Source organism: Actinoplanes sp. L3-i22 (assembly GCF_019704555.1).
GTDB lineage: Bacteria > Actinomycetota > Actinomycetes > Mycobacteriales > Micromonosporaceae > Actinoplanes.
Genome location: NZ_AP024745.1, coordinates 7,289,151 through 7,306,423, shown reverse-complemented (window position 1 = coordinate 7,306,423; position 17,273 = coordinate 7,289,151). Strand labels below are relative to the sequence as shown.

Here is a 17,273-nt window from a genome sequence, read left to right as displayed (position 1 = left end):
GCCCACTATTCTCGGGAGAAAATCAGATGTCGATTTCCAGCGCGGTGCGGACCCGCACCTGGCTGACCAAGGTGCCGGCGATCACCGCCACCTTCTGGGTCATCAAGGTGCTGTCCACGACCATCGGCGAGACGTTCGCCGACTATCTGTCGGTGAACGTCGGACTCGGCCCGCTGGTGACCGACGGGCTGATGCTGACCGTGCTGGCCATCGCATTCGTCATTCAATTCCGCACCGCGAAGTACACGCCCTGGATCTACTGGTCATGCGTGGTGCTGGTGAGCATTGTCGGCACCCAGATCACCGACTTCTTCACCGATACCCTGGGCGTCAGCCTCTACGTGAGCACCTCGGTGTTCGCGGTCGTGCTCGCGATCGTCTTCACCGTCTGGTACCGCCAGGAGGGCACGCTCGCGATCACCTCGGTGGACACCCCGCGCCGCGAGGGCTTCTACTGGGCGGCGATCCTGACCACGTTCGCGCTCGGCACCGCCGCCGGGGACCTGGCCACCGAGGCGCTGAGCCTGGGCTTCCGCAACGGCGTGCTGATCTTCGGCGGGGCGATCCTGCTGACCTTCCTGGCCCGCCGGGCCGGCGCGAGCCTGGTCCTGACGTTCTGGATCGCCTACGTGCTGACCCGTCCGCTCGGCGCCTCCCTCGGTGACCTGCTCACCCAGTCGAAGGACTTCGGCGGGCTGAACCTGGGCGCCAGCGCCACCAGCCTGCTGTTCTTCGCGGTCATCCTGGTGCTGGTCACCCGCGAGCAGGTGCTCGCCGCCCGGCACGGGGTCGCGCTCAAGGGGGACGGGCCGCTCGGCGGACGCCGCGGCGACTACGCCTGGGCGGGCGCCGGGATCGCCGCGGTGGTGGTGCTCGGGTTCGGCTTCAGCAGCCTGCAGTCGACGCCGGCGAGTGACACCGCGACCGTTGCCGATCAGGCCGCGCCGGTCACCGGTGCGAGCTCCGGTGCCGCCGCGGTCGCACCGGTGACCCGCCAGGTGCACCCGGCGACGGCGCTGGGCAACCTGACGAAGTTCGCGACCATCGGCGCCGACGTTCAGGCCAAGGTCGGAAAGAACGACCTGACCGGGGCGAAGACCCGGGTCAAGGACCTGGAGGTCGCCTGGGACGACTCGGAGGCCGGCCTCAAGCCGCGCGACGCCGGCAAGTGGCACCAGCTCGACGGGGAGATCGACACGGTGCTGACCTCGCTGCGGGCCGGCAGCCCGAGCCAGGCGGACTGCGCTGCCGCGACGGCCGCCCTGATCGCGACGCTGAACCAGTTCGACGGCCTCTGACCGGCCCGTCTGCGGCCAACCCGCGGACCATCTGCGGCCCGTCCGCCCGGCACCATGCCGGGCGGACGGGCCGTTCTCCGTGTGCCGTGGGGTGTGGGCCGTTGCGCAGACCGTGGTCGGCGGCCGCTGCGTGACCGGCGACCGCTGTGGCCGGCGGCCGCTATCAGCTCGCCCGTGCCGTCGGCGAGCGCCGCCGCGCCCGGCCGTTGAGCGTCGGGCGGCCGGCTCCGGGACGGGATCGTGCGGCTCGGCTCCGGGGATCTCGGCCGTGTGCCGGCTGATCCTGGGCTCGATGGCGGGCGGTGCCACCACCCACATGGCGGCGAGCTCGCCGGGCGACACGTGGACGGGGCGGTGCGCGCTGGGCCTGATGCGCACTGGGTGGTGGCGGGGTGGGAAGGGCGGCGACCTGGTGGTGCGGGGTGGGAAGGGCGGCGGACGACAGAACGGCCGGGACACGCCGTAGCGCGCCCCGGCCGTTTCGCCGGAAGGACAGGACAGATCAGAACAGGTCAGAACAGGTCGGAACGGGTCAGGCGACGTCGCGGCGGCGCAGGATCGCGGTGCCGACCACGCCCGCGACGATGCCGTACCCGATCAGGACCGCCGCGCCGACCCACTGCGCCGGACTCTGGTCGAACGTCTTGGTCGGCGAGATCATCACAGCCGACGCGATCGACGGCACGACAACCTGCGCCGTCAACACCCAGTCCTTCGGAACAACATACGTGTTGAGCAGCTCGAACACCGTCGCCCCGGCCGTCGTGCCGATCAGATAGAGCACGGTCGCCGACACGGTCGCACCGAGCTGGTTGCGGATCAGCGCGCCGAACCCGATCCCGAAGACCGCCCAGATCGCGTACGCGGCCAGGTTCAGCAGGATCGCCCGCAGCACCCCCCAGTGGCCGAGCTGCGTGCCGTAGCCCTCGCCGTGCAGGAACACCGCGCCGGCGATCACGCTGAGCACCGTGGAGATCAGCCAGGCCAGGCCGGCCATCAGGACCGCGGTGCCGAGCTTGCCGCCGACCACCCGGCTGCGGTGCGGCGTCCACAGGAACGTGGTGGTCGCGGTCTGCTCGTGGTACTCGCTGGTGATCAGGACGATGCCGAGCAGGCAGGCCAGCAGCACCCCGATCATCTGCCCGGCGGTGTAGATGGTGGCCGCCTGGGTGACCACGTCGTGGCCCAGCGCCCAGTCGGACTTCAGGTGGGCGAGGAACTCGGCCGGGATGGTGCCGCCGTGCCCGTGCGTCTCGGTGTTCACGTACTGGTCGAACGGCTTGAGCAGCGAGTGCGCGGCCACCATGTCGACGGTCAGCATGACCGCGGTGCTGATCAGGGTGGCGACCCCGAAGAGCCACCACATGTTGGTGGTGCGCAGTTTGAAGATCTCGGCGCGGATCAAGCGCGTCATCGGATCGCCGCCTTCGTGTGGGTGAGGTCGAGGAAGACGTCTTCCAGATCCGGCTGGTCGACGCTGAGGTGGTGCAGGACGACGCCGGCGGCCAGCGCGGTCTCGCCGACCCGCGCGGGGGTGACGCCGAGGATCAGCAGCCGTTCGGGCCCGTCGGCGGTGGCCGTCGCGCCGATCGCGCGCAGGGCGGTGGCCAGGCGTTCCGGCTCCGGGGTGCGGGCCTGGACCACGCCGTCGCCGCCCATCGAGGTGAGCACCTCGGTCACCGTGCCCTGCCGGACGAGCTGCCCGGCGGCGACGATCACCACGTCGTCGGCGAGCGCCTGCATCTCGGAGAGCAGGTGGCTGGAGACCAGCACCGTCCGGCCGTCGGCGGCCAGCCGTTGCAGCAGCTCACGCATCCAGCGGATGCCCTCGGGGTCGAGGCCGTTGGCCGGCTCGTCGAGGATCAGCACCTTCGGATCGCCGAGCATGGCGGCGGCGATGCCGAGCCGCTGGCGCATGCCGAGCGAGTAACCCTTGAACTTGCGGTCCGCGGCCGGCATCAGGCCGACCAGATCAAGAACTTCTTCGGTACGGGTCATCGGCAGCCCGTTGGTCAGGCAGCCGGCCCGCAGGTGGTTGCGGCCGGTGCGCCCGCGGTGCGCCGACGACGCCTCCAGGACCGCGCCGACCACTCGGGCCGGTTCGGGCAGGTCGACGTACCGTTGCCCGCCGATGGTGGCGGTGCCGGCGGTCGGCATCACCAGCCCGAGCAGCATCCGCAGCGTGGTGGTCTTGCCGGCGCCGTTCGGGCCGAGGAATCCGGTGACCCGTCCCGGTTCGACCGTGAACGACAGGTCGTCGACGGCGGTCAGGCTCTTGTACTGCTTCGTCAGCCCGGAGACGACGATTCTTCCGTCATTCATCGCAAACTTCCTCGGTCCGGCGGGCAAATGCTGACGAGAATGTTGACGATCGAGGCCTGAGGAATCCCTGAAGAGCCGTCCCGGCCCGTTGCCGGGCCGGGACGGACGGGATCAGTCGGTGACCACGAAGTGGTCGAGGTTGAACCAGCCGGTGTCGGCGGCCCCGTAGGAGACGGTGATCGCGTTGGTTCCCGCGGCGAGCCGCAGCGTGGTGGTGGCGTCGGCCCAGGTGTTCCAGTCGCCGGTCAGCGGCAGGGCGATCTGCTGCTGGACGGTGCCGTTGACCGAGACCGAGGCGGTGCGGGTGCCGGCCGGCCCGTCCGGGCCGGCGCTGTAGCGCAGGTCGAGGGTGTAGGTCCCGGCGGCCGGGGCGCCGATCTGCTGGGTGGCGCTGGGGCCGGCCGAGGTGAAGCAGGCGACGAAGCCGGCGCCGGTGTATCCGGGGTGGTCGGTGGCCGGGCAGGCGCCGCCGGCCAGGGTGCCGGCCTCGGCCTCGCAGATCGAGCCGAGCCCGCACGGCACGACGATGTCGGCGGCGTCGCTGGTGCTGAGGGCCCCGGTGGGCAGGGCGGCGGTCGCGGTTCCGGTCAGCCGGTAGCCGCCCTGCGGCAGCGTGGACTCGACGGTGACCCGGTAGACGGCGGTCGCCGTGCCGCCCGGGGCCAGTACGGCCCGGGTGGGACAGGTGGCGGCGCCGTTCGCCGCGCAGCGGACGGTCAGCAGGTCGCCGGCCGAGGCGGTCAGGGCCAGCTTCACGTCGCGGTCGAGGACGCCGCTGCGGTTGGTGAGGGTGACCGGGACGGTGTACGTGGTGCCCGCGGTGAGCTGCTCCGGGGCCCGCACGGTCACGGTCTGCGGCTCGCTCCAGGACAGGTAGACGGCGAACGCGTCATGGCTGTCCTGGAACGTGAGCGGCACGCTGACCCGGCCGTCGGAGACGGTGAGGGTCCGGGTCGCGACGACCTGGGGTGCGTAGAGCGGCGTCTGGTCCGGGATGCGGTAGACGGTGGCCCGCACCTGGTTGCCGCGCAGCAGCCACGGGGTGGAGTCCAGCCCGGTGAAGGTGACCGCGGCGCTGCCGGTCCAGCCGTCGGAGTCCCCGAGGACGGCGACCGCGCGCTGGTGGGCGCGGTCCTTGGCGGCGGTGATCGCGCTGGTGCCGACCTGGCCGGAGGTCCGGACCAGGGAGCCGGTCGCGTCGGCGTAGGCGCGCATGGCCCACCAGTTGCCGTTCGGGGCCCAGCCGCTGGCGGTCTGGCTGAGGAGGCCGGTGAGGTTGGGGATCATGCAGCACTGCCAGTTGCCGCGCATCGCCGTGGAGTAGCGCGACTGGGCGAAGCGGGCGAGGTACCAGGCGGTGACGCCGGCGGTCTGCCGGTCGGCCGGCTGGTACTCGTTGGCCGACAGCGGCAGCCGGGGCAGTCCGGCCGCGGTGAGGTCGGCGTCGATCGCCTGCCCGACGTCGACCGGGTCGTCGACGTCGCCCTCGAGGTGGTTGCTGATCACGTCGGGCACGGTGCCGGCCGCCTTGACGTGGGCGAGCCAGGTGGTCCACTCCTCGGGGATGCGCTGCGGGGTGTAGGCGAACGACGGGCCGGCGACGGTGGCCGTGGGGGGCGAGACGGCGCAGTTCGCGGTGGGCGGTGTCCCACATCTGGAAGTACTGGGTGGTGTTGACGCCCGGGCCCCAGAAGAAGCCGAACTCGGGCTCGTTCCAGATGTCGTAGGCGAAGTCCACACCGGAGGCTTCGAGCGCGCCGATCGTGGTGTCCAGGAACGTGACGTAGTTCGAGCAGTCCCCGCCGGCGCACGGCCAGACGGTGTCGCCGGGCTGGCCGCCGTTCGCGCCGTAGAGGTCGCTGAGCAGCACCTGGTAGTGCACCGGCCGGTCGGAGGCGGCCCGCAGCCGCTTGGCCTGCGCGACGATCGAGTCGATGTCGGCGCGGGTGGCGTCGCCGTACCGGTAGCCGTCCTTGATCCAGCCGCCGGAGAACCAGCCGCCGCCGCGGAACGCGTTGATGTGCAGCGGCCGGAGGTACTGGTCGTCGGGCTGGCTGCCGTCCTCGGTGAGGCCGTAGAGCAGGCCTTGGCCGACCCCGGTGGCCGGTCCGGTGGTGGCGGCCAGGTCGACGCTGAACGCCTTCACGTCGGCGGCGGCGCTGGCGGGGCCGGTGGGCGCGGCGAGCAGTGGGGTGGCGAGGGCGAGGACCGCGGCATACCGGCCGAGTCTCGATCTGATTCTCATCGGGGATCACCTTTCGGTTCGGTGCGGAGGCGGACCTGCCCGGGTAGCGGACGCGGGCAGGGGTCATCGGCACGCCGGGGAGCGGGCGTGCGGGGGTGGGCCGCGGGCAGGGGTCATCGGCACACCGCGGGCGGTGTGCTGGGGAGGAGCGGTTCGGTCAGCCGGCCGCGGGAACCGGGCCGGTGCTGGCGCGCAGCGAGATCGGCGGGGTGAGCAGCAGGTGCCGGGCCGGGGTGTCCGGGGCGGCGATGCGTTCCAGGAGCAGCTCGAGCGCGTTCGCGCCCATCTCCAGGGCCGGTACGTCGGCGGCGGTGAGCGGGGGCCGGAAGTCCTCGGCCCAGTGCTGGGCGGCGACCCCGGCCAGCGAGAAGTCGCGCGGGATGACCAGGCCGGCGCGTTCGAAGGCGCGCTGGATGCCGGGCAGGGCGGCCTCGTTGAGGGTGACGGCGGCGGTGATCTCGGGGTGCTCCTCGCGGAGCCGCTCGACGCAGCTCTCGCCCGCGCGGGCGTCGTCGCCGCAGGTCAGCGGCAGACCGGTGAGCCCGCGCTGGGTGGCGGCCTCGGTGAAGCCGGCCAGGGCCCGGTGTGCGGGGCCGTAGCCGGCGGCGAACAGCTCGGGGGAGCGGTTGATCAGGGCGACCCGGCGGTGGCCGAGGTCGGCGAGGTGGTGCACGCAGCGGGCCACGAGGGTGGCGTAGTCGACGTCGACCCAGCAGGTGCCGTGCGGGTGGGCGGTGTGCCCGATGGTGACGAACGGCAGGCCGGCCTGGCCCAGCCGGGCGACCCGCTCGTCCTCCAGGCGGATCTCCATCAGGATGACGCCGTCGACGCGGCGCCCGGACAGCATCCGTTCGAACGACCGGTCGTGGTCGCCGCCGGACGGGGAGAGCAGCACGTCGAGGTCGGCCCGGGCGGCCGCGTCGACGACGCTTGCCACGAAGCCGAGCTGCATGTCGGTCAGGCGGAGGCTGGCCGGCGGGATGACCAGCCCGATGGTGCGGGTGCGGCCCTCCTTGAGCGCGCGGGCGGCGGCGTTCGGCCGGTAGCCGAGCTCGTCGATCACGGCCTGGATGCGCCGCTTGGTCTCCTCGGTGACCGACCGTTTGCCGCTGAGCGCGTACGAAACGGTGCTGCGGGACACCCCGGCCCGGCGGGCGATCTCGCCGATGTTCATCCGTCCACCTCCGCGATCATCATGCCCGGTCGCGCCGCCGGACCTCGGCGTCGAACCGATTCGCTAGCAACGGTGAACGGTTCGCTGAAAGATGTCAATACCGTGACGCTCAGGTAAGGACGATGTTGCTCAAACGCTTGACCGGGCAAAGCGCCGCGTCCTACTGTCCCGTCGAACCGATTCGTCGAATCGGTTCGAAACCCCAGAGCGAAGGGGAACCACGCCATGAAGAACATCCGCCGGGGAAGGCAGGTCGCGGTCATCGCGGCGGCCGTCGCGCTGACCACCTTGGCCGCCTGCTCGTCCGGTTCCACCGGCTCGGCACCCGCCGGGGACACCGCGGGCGGCACCTACCAGATCTGGGACCCGTACCCGCAGTTCGACGACGGTTCGGCCTGGGTGAAGTTGCTGACCAAGTGTGGCGCCGACGCCGGCGTGACGGTCAAGCGCACCGGCTACGACACCTCGGACCTGACCAGCAAGGCGCTGCTGGCCGCCCAGCAGAACAACTCGCCGGACGTGCTGGTCGTCGACAACCCGGTGGTCTCCACGCTCGCCGAGGCGGGCTCGCTGGCCACCACCGACGACACGAGGATCGACACCTCGGCGATGCTGCCCAACCTGCTCGGCGCGGGCCAGAGCGGCGGCAAGACCTACGGCGTGCCGATCGGCGCCAACACCCTGGCGCTGTACTACAACAAGAAGGTGCTGGACGCGGCGAAGGTCGACCCGGCCTCGATCAAGGACTGGGCGTCGCTGACCGCGGCCCTCGGCCGGGTCAAGGCGGCCGGTAGGAAGGGCATCACGTTCTCGGCGATCGGCACCGAGGAGGGCTCGTTCCAGTTCCTGCCCTGGTACTGGGGCTCCGGCGCGAACCTGACCCAGCTCGACTCGGCCCAGGCCGTCGCCGCGTTGCAGCTGTGGACCGGCTGGCTCAAGGACGGCTACGCGCCCAACTCGGTCCTCAACAACACCCAGACCACCAGCTGGCAGGAGTTCGCGACCGGCGACTACGCCTTCGCCGAGAACGGCACCTGGCAACTGGCAAATGCCAAGAAAACCGGCTTCGCGTACGGCGTTCTCGCGATCCCGGCCGGCACCGGCGCCACCGCGCCCGCGCCGACCGGCGGCGAGTTCGTCACCGTCCCGGTCCAGTCCGCGACCGGCCGCTACGCCACCTCGGCGAAGATCGTGACCTGCCTGACCGGCAGCGACAACCTGCTCGCCACCGACACCACCCTGTCGTACGTCGCGCCCACCGACGCCGTCCAGCAGCAGCAGATCACCGCGAACCCCGAGCTCACGGTCTGGGTCGACGCGGTAAAGGCGGCGAAGGGCCGCACCGGCGACAACCTCGGCACCCGGTACCCGAAGATCTCCGAACCGCTGTGGGGGGCCGTGCAGGCGGCGCTCAGCGGATCGAAGTCCCCGCAGGACGCCCTCCACGCCGCCCAGCAGACCGCGGCCGCCGCCAAGTGACCCGATCGAATTCCGCCCCGGGCCGCCGCCGGTTCTCCGGACGGGCGGCGGCCTGGGCATTCGTCGCCCCGGTCGTCGTCTACCTGGTGGCGTTCTACGCCTACCCCCTCTACCGCAACCTCGACCTGAGCCTGCGCGACTACACGGTGCGCTCGTTCGTGCGGGGCGACGCCCCGTTCATCGGCCTGGACAACTACACGCGGGTCGTCGCCGACCCCACGTTCTGGCCGGCGCTGACCCACACGCTGGTGTTCACGGTCGTGTCGATCGTGTTCCAGTTCGCCATCGGGATGGCCCTGGCGGTCTTCTTCGTCCAGCACTTCCCGCTCTCGTCGACGCTGCGGGCGTTGTTTCTCGTACCGTGGCTCCTGCCCTTGATCGTCTCGGCCTCGACCTGGTCCTGGATGCTCAACAGCGACTCCGGCGTGGTGAACTGGGCGCTCGGGCTGGCCGGTGCCGACCAGGTGCACTGGCTCACCTCGCCGAACTGGTCGCTGGTCTCGGTGATCATCGCCAACGTCTGGATCGGCATCCCGTTCAACCTGGTGGTGCTCTACAGCGGGCTGCAGGCCATCCCGGCCACGATCGACGAGGCCGCCGCGCTCGACGGCGCGAACGGCTGGCAGCGGTTCTGGCGGGTCACGTTTCCCCTGCTGCGTCCGGTCTCGGCGATCACCGTGCTGCTCGGGCTGGTCTACACGCTCAAGGTCTTCGACATCATCTGGATCATGACCAAGGGCGGCCCGGTCGACTCGTCCACCACTCTGGCCACCTGGTCCTACCGGCTCGGCTTCGGCAACCTGCTGCCCCGGTTCGGGCCCGGCGCCGCGGTCGGCAACCTGCTCATCGTCCTGGCCCTGGTCTTCGGCCTGATCTACATCCGCGTGCAACGCCGGCAGGAGGCGGCATGACCCGCCCGCTCAAGACCACGATCGGCATCCTGCTCACCGCGGTGATGCTGTTCCCGCTCTACTGGATGATCAACGTGTCCTTCACCCGGGACACCGACATGCGCCACGACCCGCCCTACCTGTTCCCGGTCCACGGGACGCTCGACGGCTACCGGGCCGTGTTGCACCAGCAACTGCCGTACCTCGGGACGAGCCTGCTCATCGGGGCCGGCACGGTGCTGCTCACCGTCGTGCTCGCCGCGCCCGCCGGGTACGCCCTGGCCAAGCTGCGGCCCCGGGGCGGGACCGCGATCAGCTTCGTTCTGCTGATCGCGCAGATGATCCCCGGCATCATCATGGCGATGGGTTTCTACGCCATCTACCTCAAGGCCGGCCTGCTCAACACCCTGCCCGGCCTGATCGTCGCGGACTCGACCATCGCGGTCCCGTTCGGCGTACTGATCTTCACGGCGTTCATGGCCGGCATCCCGGCCGAGCTCGGCGAGGCCGCCCTGATCGACGGCGCCTCCCGGTGGCGCACCTTCGTCTCGGTGATCCTGCCGGTCTCCCGCAACGCGATCGTCACGGTCTCGCTGTTCGCCTTCCTCTGGGCCTGGTCCGACTTCGTCTTCGCCAGCACCCTCGACGGCGGTGGCGCCCACCAACCGGTCACCCTCGGCATCTACCACTACATCGGCAACAACAACCAGCAGTGGAACGCCATCATGGCCACCGCCGTGATCGCCTCCATCCCCGCCGCGCTCCTGCTGATCATCGCTCAGCGGTACGTCGCGGCCGGGGTCACCGCCGGCGCGGTCAAGGACTGACCCGGCCCCGTACCCATGAAGGCAGGCACCGTGTTCTCCATCCACGACATTCCGTTCTCCTACCGCGGATCGTGGTTCGACATCTCCCCGGTCGTCGCCGAGAAGACCTACGCCGACGACCTGCACCTGGTCTCCCACCAGACCGGCATGCACCCGGTGCTGCGGTTCGTCCCGCTGTCCGGGGGCCGGCGCGCCGAGACCCGGGTCACCGCCACGCCGGCCGTGCTGACCTGGGACGCCGACGACGACGGGCGGATCGCGCTGGCGTATCAGGACGCCGGCACCGTCCGGGTCCGCGGCACCGGCCTCGGCCTGCGCGTCGAGGTCGCCGCAAGCCGGCTCACCCCGTTCACCGGCAGCTACCTGCTGCACGACCCGGTCGACGGCGCGTACGTGCTCACCTCCTACGAGACCGGCCGCCGCTACCGGATCACCGTGCTCACCGGGACCCCCGCCGAGGTCGCCGGCGTGGGCGCGCTCGGCGCCGCCGACCGCCATCTCACCCTGCCGGCCGGCGGCGTCTGGGAGATCGCGATCGAGGAGTACGAGACCGCGCGCCCGCCGTACGTCATCTCCACCTCCTTCGACGACACGGTCGGTGCGGTCGCACGCCGGTTCCAGGCCTTCGCCGACGCCGTGGCGCCGTGGCGCGACGACACCACACCGGCCGCCGAGCTCGCCGCCTACGTGCTCTGGTCGGCCACCGTCCGCCCGGCCGGCTTCCTGGCCCGCCCCGGCGTGCTGATGTCCAAGCACTGGATGGACAAGATCTGGAGCTGGGACCACTGCTTCAACGCCCTGGCCCTGGCCGGCGGCGAACCGGAGCTGGCCTGGGACCAGTTCCAGCTGCCCTTCGACCACCAGGACCCGGCCGGCGCACTGCCCGACTCGGTCACCCACTCCGAGGTGCTCCACAACTTCGTCAAGCCGCCGATCCACGGCTGGGCGCTGCGCCGGCTGCGCGAACAGCTACCGCTAAACCAAGATCAACTGCTTGAGGGGTACGGCCGATTGTCCGCCTGGACCCGGTTCTGGCTCGACCACCGGCGGGTGCCCGGCCACCGGCTCGCCCACTACCAGCACGGCAACGACAGCGGCTGGGACAACGCCACCACCTTCGACGGCGACCGCGTCCTGGAGACCGGTGACCTCGCCGCCTTCCTGGTCCTGCAACTGCGCGAGCTGAGCGCCCTCGCCGCCGAGCTCGGCCGCCCGGACGAGGCCCGGCAGTGGCGGGACGGCGCCGGCGCCATGCGCGCGGCCCTGCTCGGCGAACTCTGGCAGGACGGCCGGTTCGTGGCCCGCTCCGCGGCCACCGGGCGCCCGCACGAGAGCCGCAGCCTGCTCGACCTGATGCCGATCGTGCTCGGCGCCGACCTGCCCCCGGAGATCAGCGCGCAGCTGGCCGCCCGGATCGCCGGCCATCTCACCGAGCACGGCCTGGCCACCGAGCCGGTCGACTCACCCGGCTACGCCGCCGACGGCTACTGGCGCGGCCCGATCTGGGCGCCGGCCACCGTGCTGATCGAGGACGGGCTGCGCCGCTCCGGCCACGTCGAGCTCGCCGACCGCATCAGCCGGCGGTTCCGGGCGCTGTGCGAGAAGTCCGGCTTCGCGGAGAACTTCGACGCCGAGACCGGCGCCGGCCTGCGGGACCGCGCCTACACCTGGACCGCGAGCAGCTACCTGCTGCTCGCCGCGGCCAGCCGCCCGAACGGATAGGCCGCGGCCGCGGGTCGAACGGATAGGCCGCGGCCGCGGGTCGAACGGATAGGCCGCGGCCGGACGGGTGGCCGCGGAGCGGCTCAGTGCTGGAAGTGGTCGATGGTCCGGCGCAGGTCCCGGGCCATCGTCGCGACCGTCGCGATGACCTGCTGGGACTGCTCGGCCTCGGCCTCCGCGGCCCGCGCGGCCCGGGCCACCTCGGTCACCGTGGAGGCGATCTGCGTGCTCGCGGCGGCCGCGTCGGTGACGTTGCGGCGCATCTCCCCGGTGGTCGCGGTCTGCTCCTCGACGGCGGCCGCGATCGCCCCCTGGTGATCGTTGATCTCGGCGATCACCTCGCCGATCTGCGCGATCGCGCCGATCGCCTCGCGGCTGGTGGCCTGGATGGCGGTGATCCGCCGGGCGATGTCCTCGGTGGCCGCGGCGGTCTGCTGGGCCAGCTCCTTGACCTCGCCGGCGACCACCGCGAAGCCCTTGCCGGTCTCGCCGGCCCGGGCCGCCTCGATGGTGGCGTTCAGCGCGAGCAGGTTGGTCTGCTCCGCGATCGTCGTGATGACCTTCAGGACCTGCTCGATGTCGGCCGACGTGCGGCCGAGGTCGGACACCGTGGCGGTGGTGCTGGTGACCACCTGCACGGCGCCGCTGGCGACCGCGGCGGCCCGGGCCGCCCGCTCGGCGATCTCGGCGATCGCCGAGGTCATCTCGGTGGCGCCCGCGGTGACCGTGTTGATGCTGTTCGACGCGGTGCCGGCGGCGTCGGCGACCTGGGCCGCCCGGTCGGCCGAGTCGGCGACCCGCCGGGTGATCTGGGTGCTGCTGTCCTGCAGCCGGTCCGCGGCGTCGTCCAGGGTCCGGGCGGAGTCGATCACGGTGCCGACCGTCCGGCGCAGCGACGCCCCGGCGGCCAGCAGCGCCGAGGCCATCCGGCCGACCTCGTCGCGCGAGCTGACCTGCGGATCCCCGGTCAGGTCCCCGCTGGCCAGCTGGTCCAGGACGTGATGGACGCGGCGCAGCGGGAGGACCACCATCCGGGCCACCAGCACGCCGATCACGATGGCGAGCAGGACGCAGATCAGGGCGACCACGACCAGGATCACGCCGGCCCGGCGCTGGGCCGCGTCGGCGGCGGAGGCGACCCGGGCGGCGGCGTCCGTCTCGGCGGTGAGCAGCGTGTCCAGCGCCCCGCCGAACGTCGCGTTGGCCTTGCCCAGCGCCCCGGCGTCGGTGAGCAGCGCCTCCGCGGTGGCCGCCTTGCCCGCCCGGACCAGCGGGACCAGCTGGTCGTCGCGGGCGCCGCGCCAGCTGGCGATGCCCGCGCGGGCCTGGGTGACCAGGTCGGCGCGCTGCGCGTCGAGGCTGCCGCTGTCCGTGACGAACGCGGCCAGGGCGGCGTCGAGCGCGGTGTCGGTGTCCTGGAAGCCGGCGATCGCCTCCTCCTGGGCCGGGCCCGGGTCGAACAGGATGGCGTTGCGGACCCCGACCCGCAGGTCACCCTGGGCGTCGCGGAGGGCGGCCAGGTCGGCCAGCGGCCGGGCGGTGTTCGCGTACATCGCCCGGGTGCGCTGGCCGGCGGTGCTGAGCGCGGTCGTCGCGTACCAGGCGACCGCGCCGAGGCCGAGGGCCGCGATCAGCACGGGCGCGAGGACCTTCGTCCGCATCGACCGGTCGGCCAGCCATGCCGTCACGACATTCATCGATCACCCTGGTTGTTTCGCGTGCCTGCGGCCCATGATCCGGTCGGGCCTCATGTTAACTTCTACAGCGTGTAGATGTTGGGCTGATCCGGGGAGGAGCAGCATCATCATGGCGGCGACCCTCGGGGAGATCCTGCTGGTGTTCCTGGCCGATCGGTTCGGTACGCCGTACGAACTGCAGCAACGGCACGGGCAGACGTTCGGCCCGCAGGAGGCCGTGGACGTCACCCGGGTGATGCAGGCGCTGGCCCGGCAGGAGCGGCTGGGCAACGTGCGGCTCGCCCCGGTGCGGTCGGGCAAGCAGCGGGTCTACGCGCTGACCGAGGCGGGCCGCCGGCGGCAGCGGGCGTGGATCGTCGACGTCCCCGGCAACGCCGGCGGCGCCGACCTGGTGGCCCGGGTGCTGCTGGCGATGACGGCGACCGACCGGGAGACGTTCGACGCGGTCGTCGCCGCGTGCCTGGCGGTGGTGGCGGCGCAGCGCCGCGACGTCAGCGGCCTGCCGGCGGTGCGGGTGATGTCGCCGCTGCGGGCGCGGGCGAAGTTCGACGACGCGGTGAGCACGTCGTTGGTCGTCTGGTTGCACGACCTGGCGGCGCAACCACGCGAGCGCGACGCCGCGGCCTGACCGGAGCACGCCCGGAGCGCGCCCGGATCAGGGCCGGTCCCAGGCGGCGTGGATCAGCTCGCCCAGGTCGTAGGCCGCCTCCGCGGTCCAGGCCAGCGAGAACACCGCCAGCCCGATCGGCGCCAGGTAGAGGATCGCGGCGCCCCGCCCGGCGCGGGGTTTCAGCAGCCGGGCCACCCGGCGCGGCACCACCCCGCCCGGCGACGCGGCGTGCAGCCCGGGCCCGGCCGGTGATGCGGCGGACGCAGCCAGCGCCGCGGTGCCGATCGCCCGGGCCAGCGTCCGCCGGCAGCCGATCCGGGTCGCGGCGTACTCGTCGGCGGCTCGTTCGACCAGGTAGTCGACGTGCCGGGCGACCCACCACAGTGCCGGGTGCGCGGCCGCGGCCAGCTCACTGAGCTGGATGAGACGGTGGTGCCGGGCGGCCAGGTGCGCGTGCTCGTGGGCGAGCAGCGCCTCGAACTGCTCGGGGGAGAGCAGCTCGCGCATGCCGGTGGTGACCACCACGTGTCCCGGGTCGCCGGGGACCGCGAAGGCGCGCGGCACGTCGTCCGGGACGACCTGCACGTGCCCGGCCGGCGCGGCGCCGATCCCGGCCAGCGCGAGCAGCCGGTGCTGCCGGCGGTGGACCACGATGACCCGCACGCCGATCGCCGCCAGCAGGGCCACGCTGAGCCAGGACACCCACGGCACGTGCCCGGTGTCGGCCCGCACGATCCGCGCGGACCAGCCGAACAGCAGGCCCACGGCCGGGATCTCGGCCACCGCCTTGAGCGCGAACACCAGCACGTTGAGCAGGCCGGCCAACGCGGCACCGGCGGCCGACCAGGTCACCGCGACCGCGGCGGTCTGCGGGGTCAGCCGGTCGGCGATCAGCCGGACGGCGAGCACCAGCAGCGGGGGGATGATGACGACGGAGACGAGGAAATGGTCGAACACGGGGATCCCTCCGGGGCGGGTAGAGTGACGCGATGATCAGGACGGACTCCGCGACGGGCCCGGGTGGTCCGGGGCGCAGGCGTCCGGGCGAGCTCGAGGCTCAGGTGATCAACATCCTGAGTGCATCGTCCGATCTGATGAGTCCCAACGAGGTCCGCGACGCCCTGGGCCCGGCGGCCGGCCTGTCGTACAGCACGGTGGTGACGGTGCTCACCCGGCTGTTCGAGAAGAACCTGGTGGCGCGGTACCGGCAGGGCCGATCGTTCCGGTACGGCGCGTTCAGCGACTCGGCCGGTCTGGTCGCCGACCGGATGAACCGCATGCTGACCAGCCAGCCCGACCGCGCGTCGGTGCTGCGCCGGTTCATCAGCACGCTCGCTCCCGACGACGAGCGGATACTGCGCGGCCTGCTGAACGAGGAATCCGCGGACTGATCGGCGCCATTGCGCCGGCATCGGTGTCGGTTGACATCTACAAGCATGTAGAAGTAGCCTCCCTTCGTAGTTAGGTTAGGCATACCTTAGCGAGGCTCGCAGCCTATTGCGGGCCCGCCGGGATGCCATTTCCGACCGCGTGTGCGGGGTGCCGTTCGGGTGCCCCGGAATAGCGCGCGGATCAATTGTGCTGCCCTCATTCCCATCGTTTCGCGGGGTCAGTCCTGAGTGGACTGGATTAGGGTAGCCTAACCTAATCCAAGCGTCGAGGAGGGAGTGTTTTGCGAGGTATCAGCCCACCCATCCGGGCGACCTGATGTCCGATTTGCGGGACACGATGCCGGTCTACGACGTGATCGGGGTCGGCTTCGGGCCGTCGAACCTGGCGCTGGCCATCGCCGTGCAGGAGCGCGACGACCTGACCGCGGTCTTCCTGGAGCGCCGCGCCGAGTTCGGCTGGCATCGCGGAATGCTGCTGCGGGACGCGACCATGCAGGTCGCGTTCCTGAAAGATCTCGTCACGCTGCGGAATCCGGCCAGCCCATTCAGTTTCGTGTGCTATTTGCACGAGCGCGGGCGGTTGCTCGATTTCATCAATCACAAGAGTTTCTTTCCGCTGCGCGTCGAATTCCACGACTACCTGGAATGGGTGGCCGCGCGACTGGATCACCTGGTCCGCTACGGCAGCGAGGTGATCGGGGTCGAGCCGGTGCACGACGGCGACGCCGTGGTGGCCCTCGACGTCAGCGTGCGCCGGGGCGGCACGCTCAGCGTCCTGCGCACCCGCAACCTGGTGCTGGCCACCGGGCTCGAACCGGTGCTGCCGGCGACCGTGCGGCCCTCCGGCCGGGTCTGGCACAGCGCGGACCTGCTCGGCAACGTCGCCGGGCTGACCGCCGAGCCGCGCCGCTGCGTCGTGGTCGGCGCCGGGCAGAGCGCCGCCGAGGTGACCGCGTTCCTGCACGACCGGTTCCCGGCCGCCGAGGTCTGCGCGGTCTTCGCCCGGTACGGCTACAGCCCGGCCGACGACACCCCGTTCGCCAACCGGATCTTCGACCCGGCCGCGGTCGAGGCGTACTTCGGCGCGCCCGCCGAGGTCAAGGCGATGCTGGTGAACTACCACGCCAACACCAACTACTCGGTGGTCGACGCCGACCTGATCGGCGAGCTCTACCAGCGCGTCTACCGGGAGAAGGTGCTCGGCGCCGAACGGCTGCGGATGCACAACGTCTCCCGGCTCACCGGCGTGCGCGAGCGCGCCGACCGGGTCGAGGTGACCGTCGAGGCGCTGGCCACCGGCCGCCGCGAGGTGCTCGACGCCGACGTGGTCGTCTGCGCCACCGGCTACCGCCCGGCCGACCCGTTCGCCCTGCTCGGCCCGGTGGGCCGGTACCTGGCGACCGACGAGCTGGGCCGGGCCCGGGTCGGCCGGGACTACCGGTGGGGCGGCGACGACGACCTGCACGCCGGGATTTATCTGCAGGGCGGCACCGAGCACAGCCACGGCATCACGTCGTCGCTGCTGTCCAACGTGGCCGTCCGGGCCGGCGAGATCGTGGCCGCGATAGCCGCCCGCCGGACCGCGCACGAGCTGATCCCGGACTGAGAGACACGGAAC

The 17,273-nt window shown here is 71.9% G+C and carries 15 protein-coding genes; 9 read left to right on the top strand and 6 right to left on the bottom strand.

The features are described from left to right. Positions 1–26 precede the first annotated feature (26 nt). Together L3i22_RS32840 and L3i22_RS32835 are read left to right on the top strand one after the other, a co-directional pair. The gene (locus tag L3i22_RS32840) at positions 27–1,298 is read left to right on the top strand and encodes a hypothetical protein (RefSeq protein WP_221321363.1); all 1,272 of its coding nucleotides are present in this window, start codon (positions 27–29) and stop codon (positions 1,296–1,298) included. Between the two features lie 268 nt (positions 1,299–1,566). Then, positions 1,567–1,764 (top strand): hypothetical protein, encoded by a 198-nt coding sequence (locus L3i22_RS32835; RefSeq protein WP_221321362.1) that lies wholly within the window; start codon positions 1,567–1,569, stop codon positions 1,762–1,764. A gap of 66 nt (positions 1,765–1,830) precedes the next feature. On the opposite strand, the gene L3i22_RS32830 is transcribed toward L3i22_RS32835, so the two are convergent. The 4 genes from L3i22_RS32830 to L3i22_RS32815 form a co-directional block, all read right to left on the bottom strand. Beyond that, positions 1,831–2,712: an ABC transporter permease subunit gene (locus L3i22_RS32830; protein ID WP_221321361.1), complete on the bottom strand. Its 882-nt coding sequence runs from the start codon at positions 2,710–2,712 to the stop codon at positions 1,831–1,833. Continuing rightward, positions 2,709–3,620, bottom strand: coding sequence for an ABC transporter ATP-binding protein (locus L3i22_RS32825; protein WP_221321360.1), 912 nt, complete (start codon positions 3,618–3,620; stop codon positions 2,709–2,711). The genes L3i22_RS32830 and L3i22_RS32825 overlap by 4 nt, the downstream gene beginning before the upstream one ends. A gap of 111 nt (positions 3,621–3,731) precedes the next feature. Then, entirely contained in the window at positions 3,732–5,126 is a 1,395-nt protein-coding gene (locus L3i22_RS32820; protein ID WP_221321359.1) for a CBM35 domain-containing protein, read from the bottom strand. 896 nt (positions 5,127–6,022) lie between these two features. Then, a complete protein-coding gene (locus tag L3i22_RS32815) occupies positions 6,023–7,039 on the bottom strand; it encodes a LacI family DNA-binding transcriptional regulator (RefSeq protein ID WP_221321358.1) in 1,017 nt (338 codons plus the stop codon). A 225-nt stretch (positions 7,040–7,264) separates the two neighbouring features. Between L3i22_RS32815 and L3i22_RS32810 the strand changes: the two genes are divergently transcribed. The 4 genes from L3i22_RS32810 to L3i22_RS32795 are packed head-to-tail and all read left to right on the top strand — an operon-like array spanning position 7,265 to position 11,957. After that, entirely contained in the window at positions 7,265–8,518 is a 1,254-nt protein-coding gene (locus L3i22_RS32810) for an extracellular solute-binding protein (RefSeq protein ID WP_221321357.1), read from the top strand. Continuing rightward, positions 8,515–9,429: a carbohydrate ABC transporter permease gene (locus L3i22_RS32805; protein WP_221321356.1), complete on the top strand. Its 915-nt coding sequence runs from the start codon at positions 8,515–8,517 to the stop codon at positions 9,427–9,429. Before L3i22_RS32810 ends, L3i22_RS32805 begins: the two co-directional genes overlap by 4 nt. Continuing rightward, entirely contained in the window at positions 9,426–10,235 is an 810-nt protein-coding gene (locus tag L3i22_RS32800; protein ID WP_221321355.1) for a carbohydrate ABC transporter permease, read from the top strand. The genes L3i22_RS32805 and L3i22_RS32800 overlap by 4 nt, the downstream gene beginning before the upstream one ends. Before the next feature lie 30 nt (positions 10,236–10,265). Continuing rightward, positions 10,266–11,957 (top strand): amylo-alpha-1,6-glucosidase, encoded by a 1,692-nt coding sequence (locus L3i22_RS32795; protein WP_255657350.1) that lies wholly within the window; start codon positions 10,266–10,268, stop codon positions 11,955–11,957. Between the two features lie 83 nt (positions 11,958–12,040). Here L3i22_RS32795 and L3i22_RS32790 read toward each other — a convergent pair whose 3' ends face one another. After that, complete coding sequence (locus tag L3i22_RS32790) at positions 12,041–13,654, bottom strand: methyl-accepting chemotaxis protein (protein WP_221321353.1); 1,614 nt, start codon at positions 13,652–13,654, stop codon at positions 12,041–12,043. A gap of 109 nt (positions 13,655–13,763) precedes the next feature. On the opposite strand from L3i22_RS32790, the gene L3i22_RS32785 reads away from it, so the two are divergent. Beyond that, positions 13,764–14,282: a PadR family transcriptional regulator gene (locus L3i22_RS32785; RefSeq protein WP_221321352.1), complete on the top strand. Its 519-nt coding sequence runs from the start codon at positions 13,764–13,766 to the stop codon at positions 14,280–14,282. 27 nt (positions 14,283–14,309) lie between these two features. Here the strand turns inward: L3i22_RS32785 and L3i22_RS32780 are convergent, their stop codons facing one another. After that, entirely contained in the window at positions 14,310–15,221 is a 912-nt protein-coding gene (locus tag L3i22_RS32780; RefSeq protein WP_221321351.1) for a M56 family metallopeptidase, read from the bottom strand. Positions 15,222–15,253: 32 nt separating this feature from the next. On the opposite strand from L3i22_RS32780, the gene L3i22_RS32775 reads away from it, so the two are divergent. Together L3i22_RS32775 and L3i22_RS32770 are read left to right on the top strand one after the other, a co-directional pair. Further along, a complete protein-coding gene (locus L3i22_RS32775; protein WP_221321350.1) occupies positions 15,254–15,655 on the top strand; it encodes a BlaI/MecI/CopY family transcriptional regulator in 402 nt (133 codons plus the stop codon). A 316-nt stretch (positions 15,656–15,971) separates the two neighbouring features. Next, the gene (locus tag L3i22_RS32770) at positions 15,972–17,261 is read left to right on the top strand and encodes a lysine N(6)-hydroxylase/L-ornithine N(5)-oxygenase family protein (RefSeq protein ID WP_221321349.1); all 1,290 of its coding nucleotides are present in this window, start codon (positions 15,972–15,974) and stop codon (positions 17,259–17,261) included. The last annotated feature ends 12 nt before the right edge of the window (positions 17,262–17,273 follow it).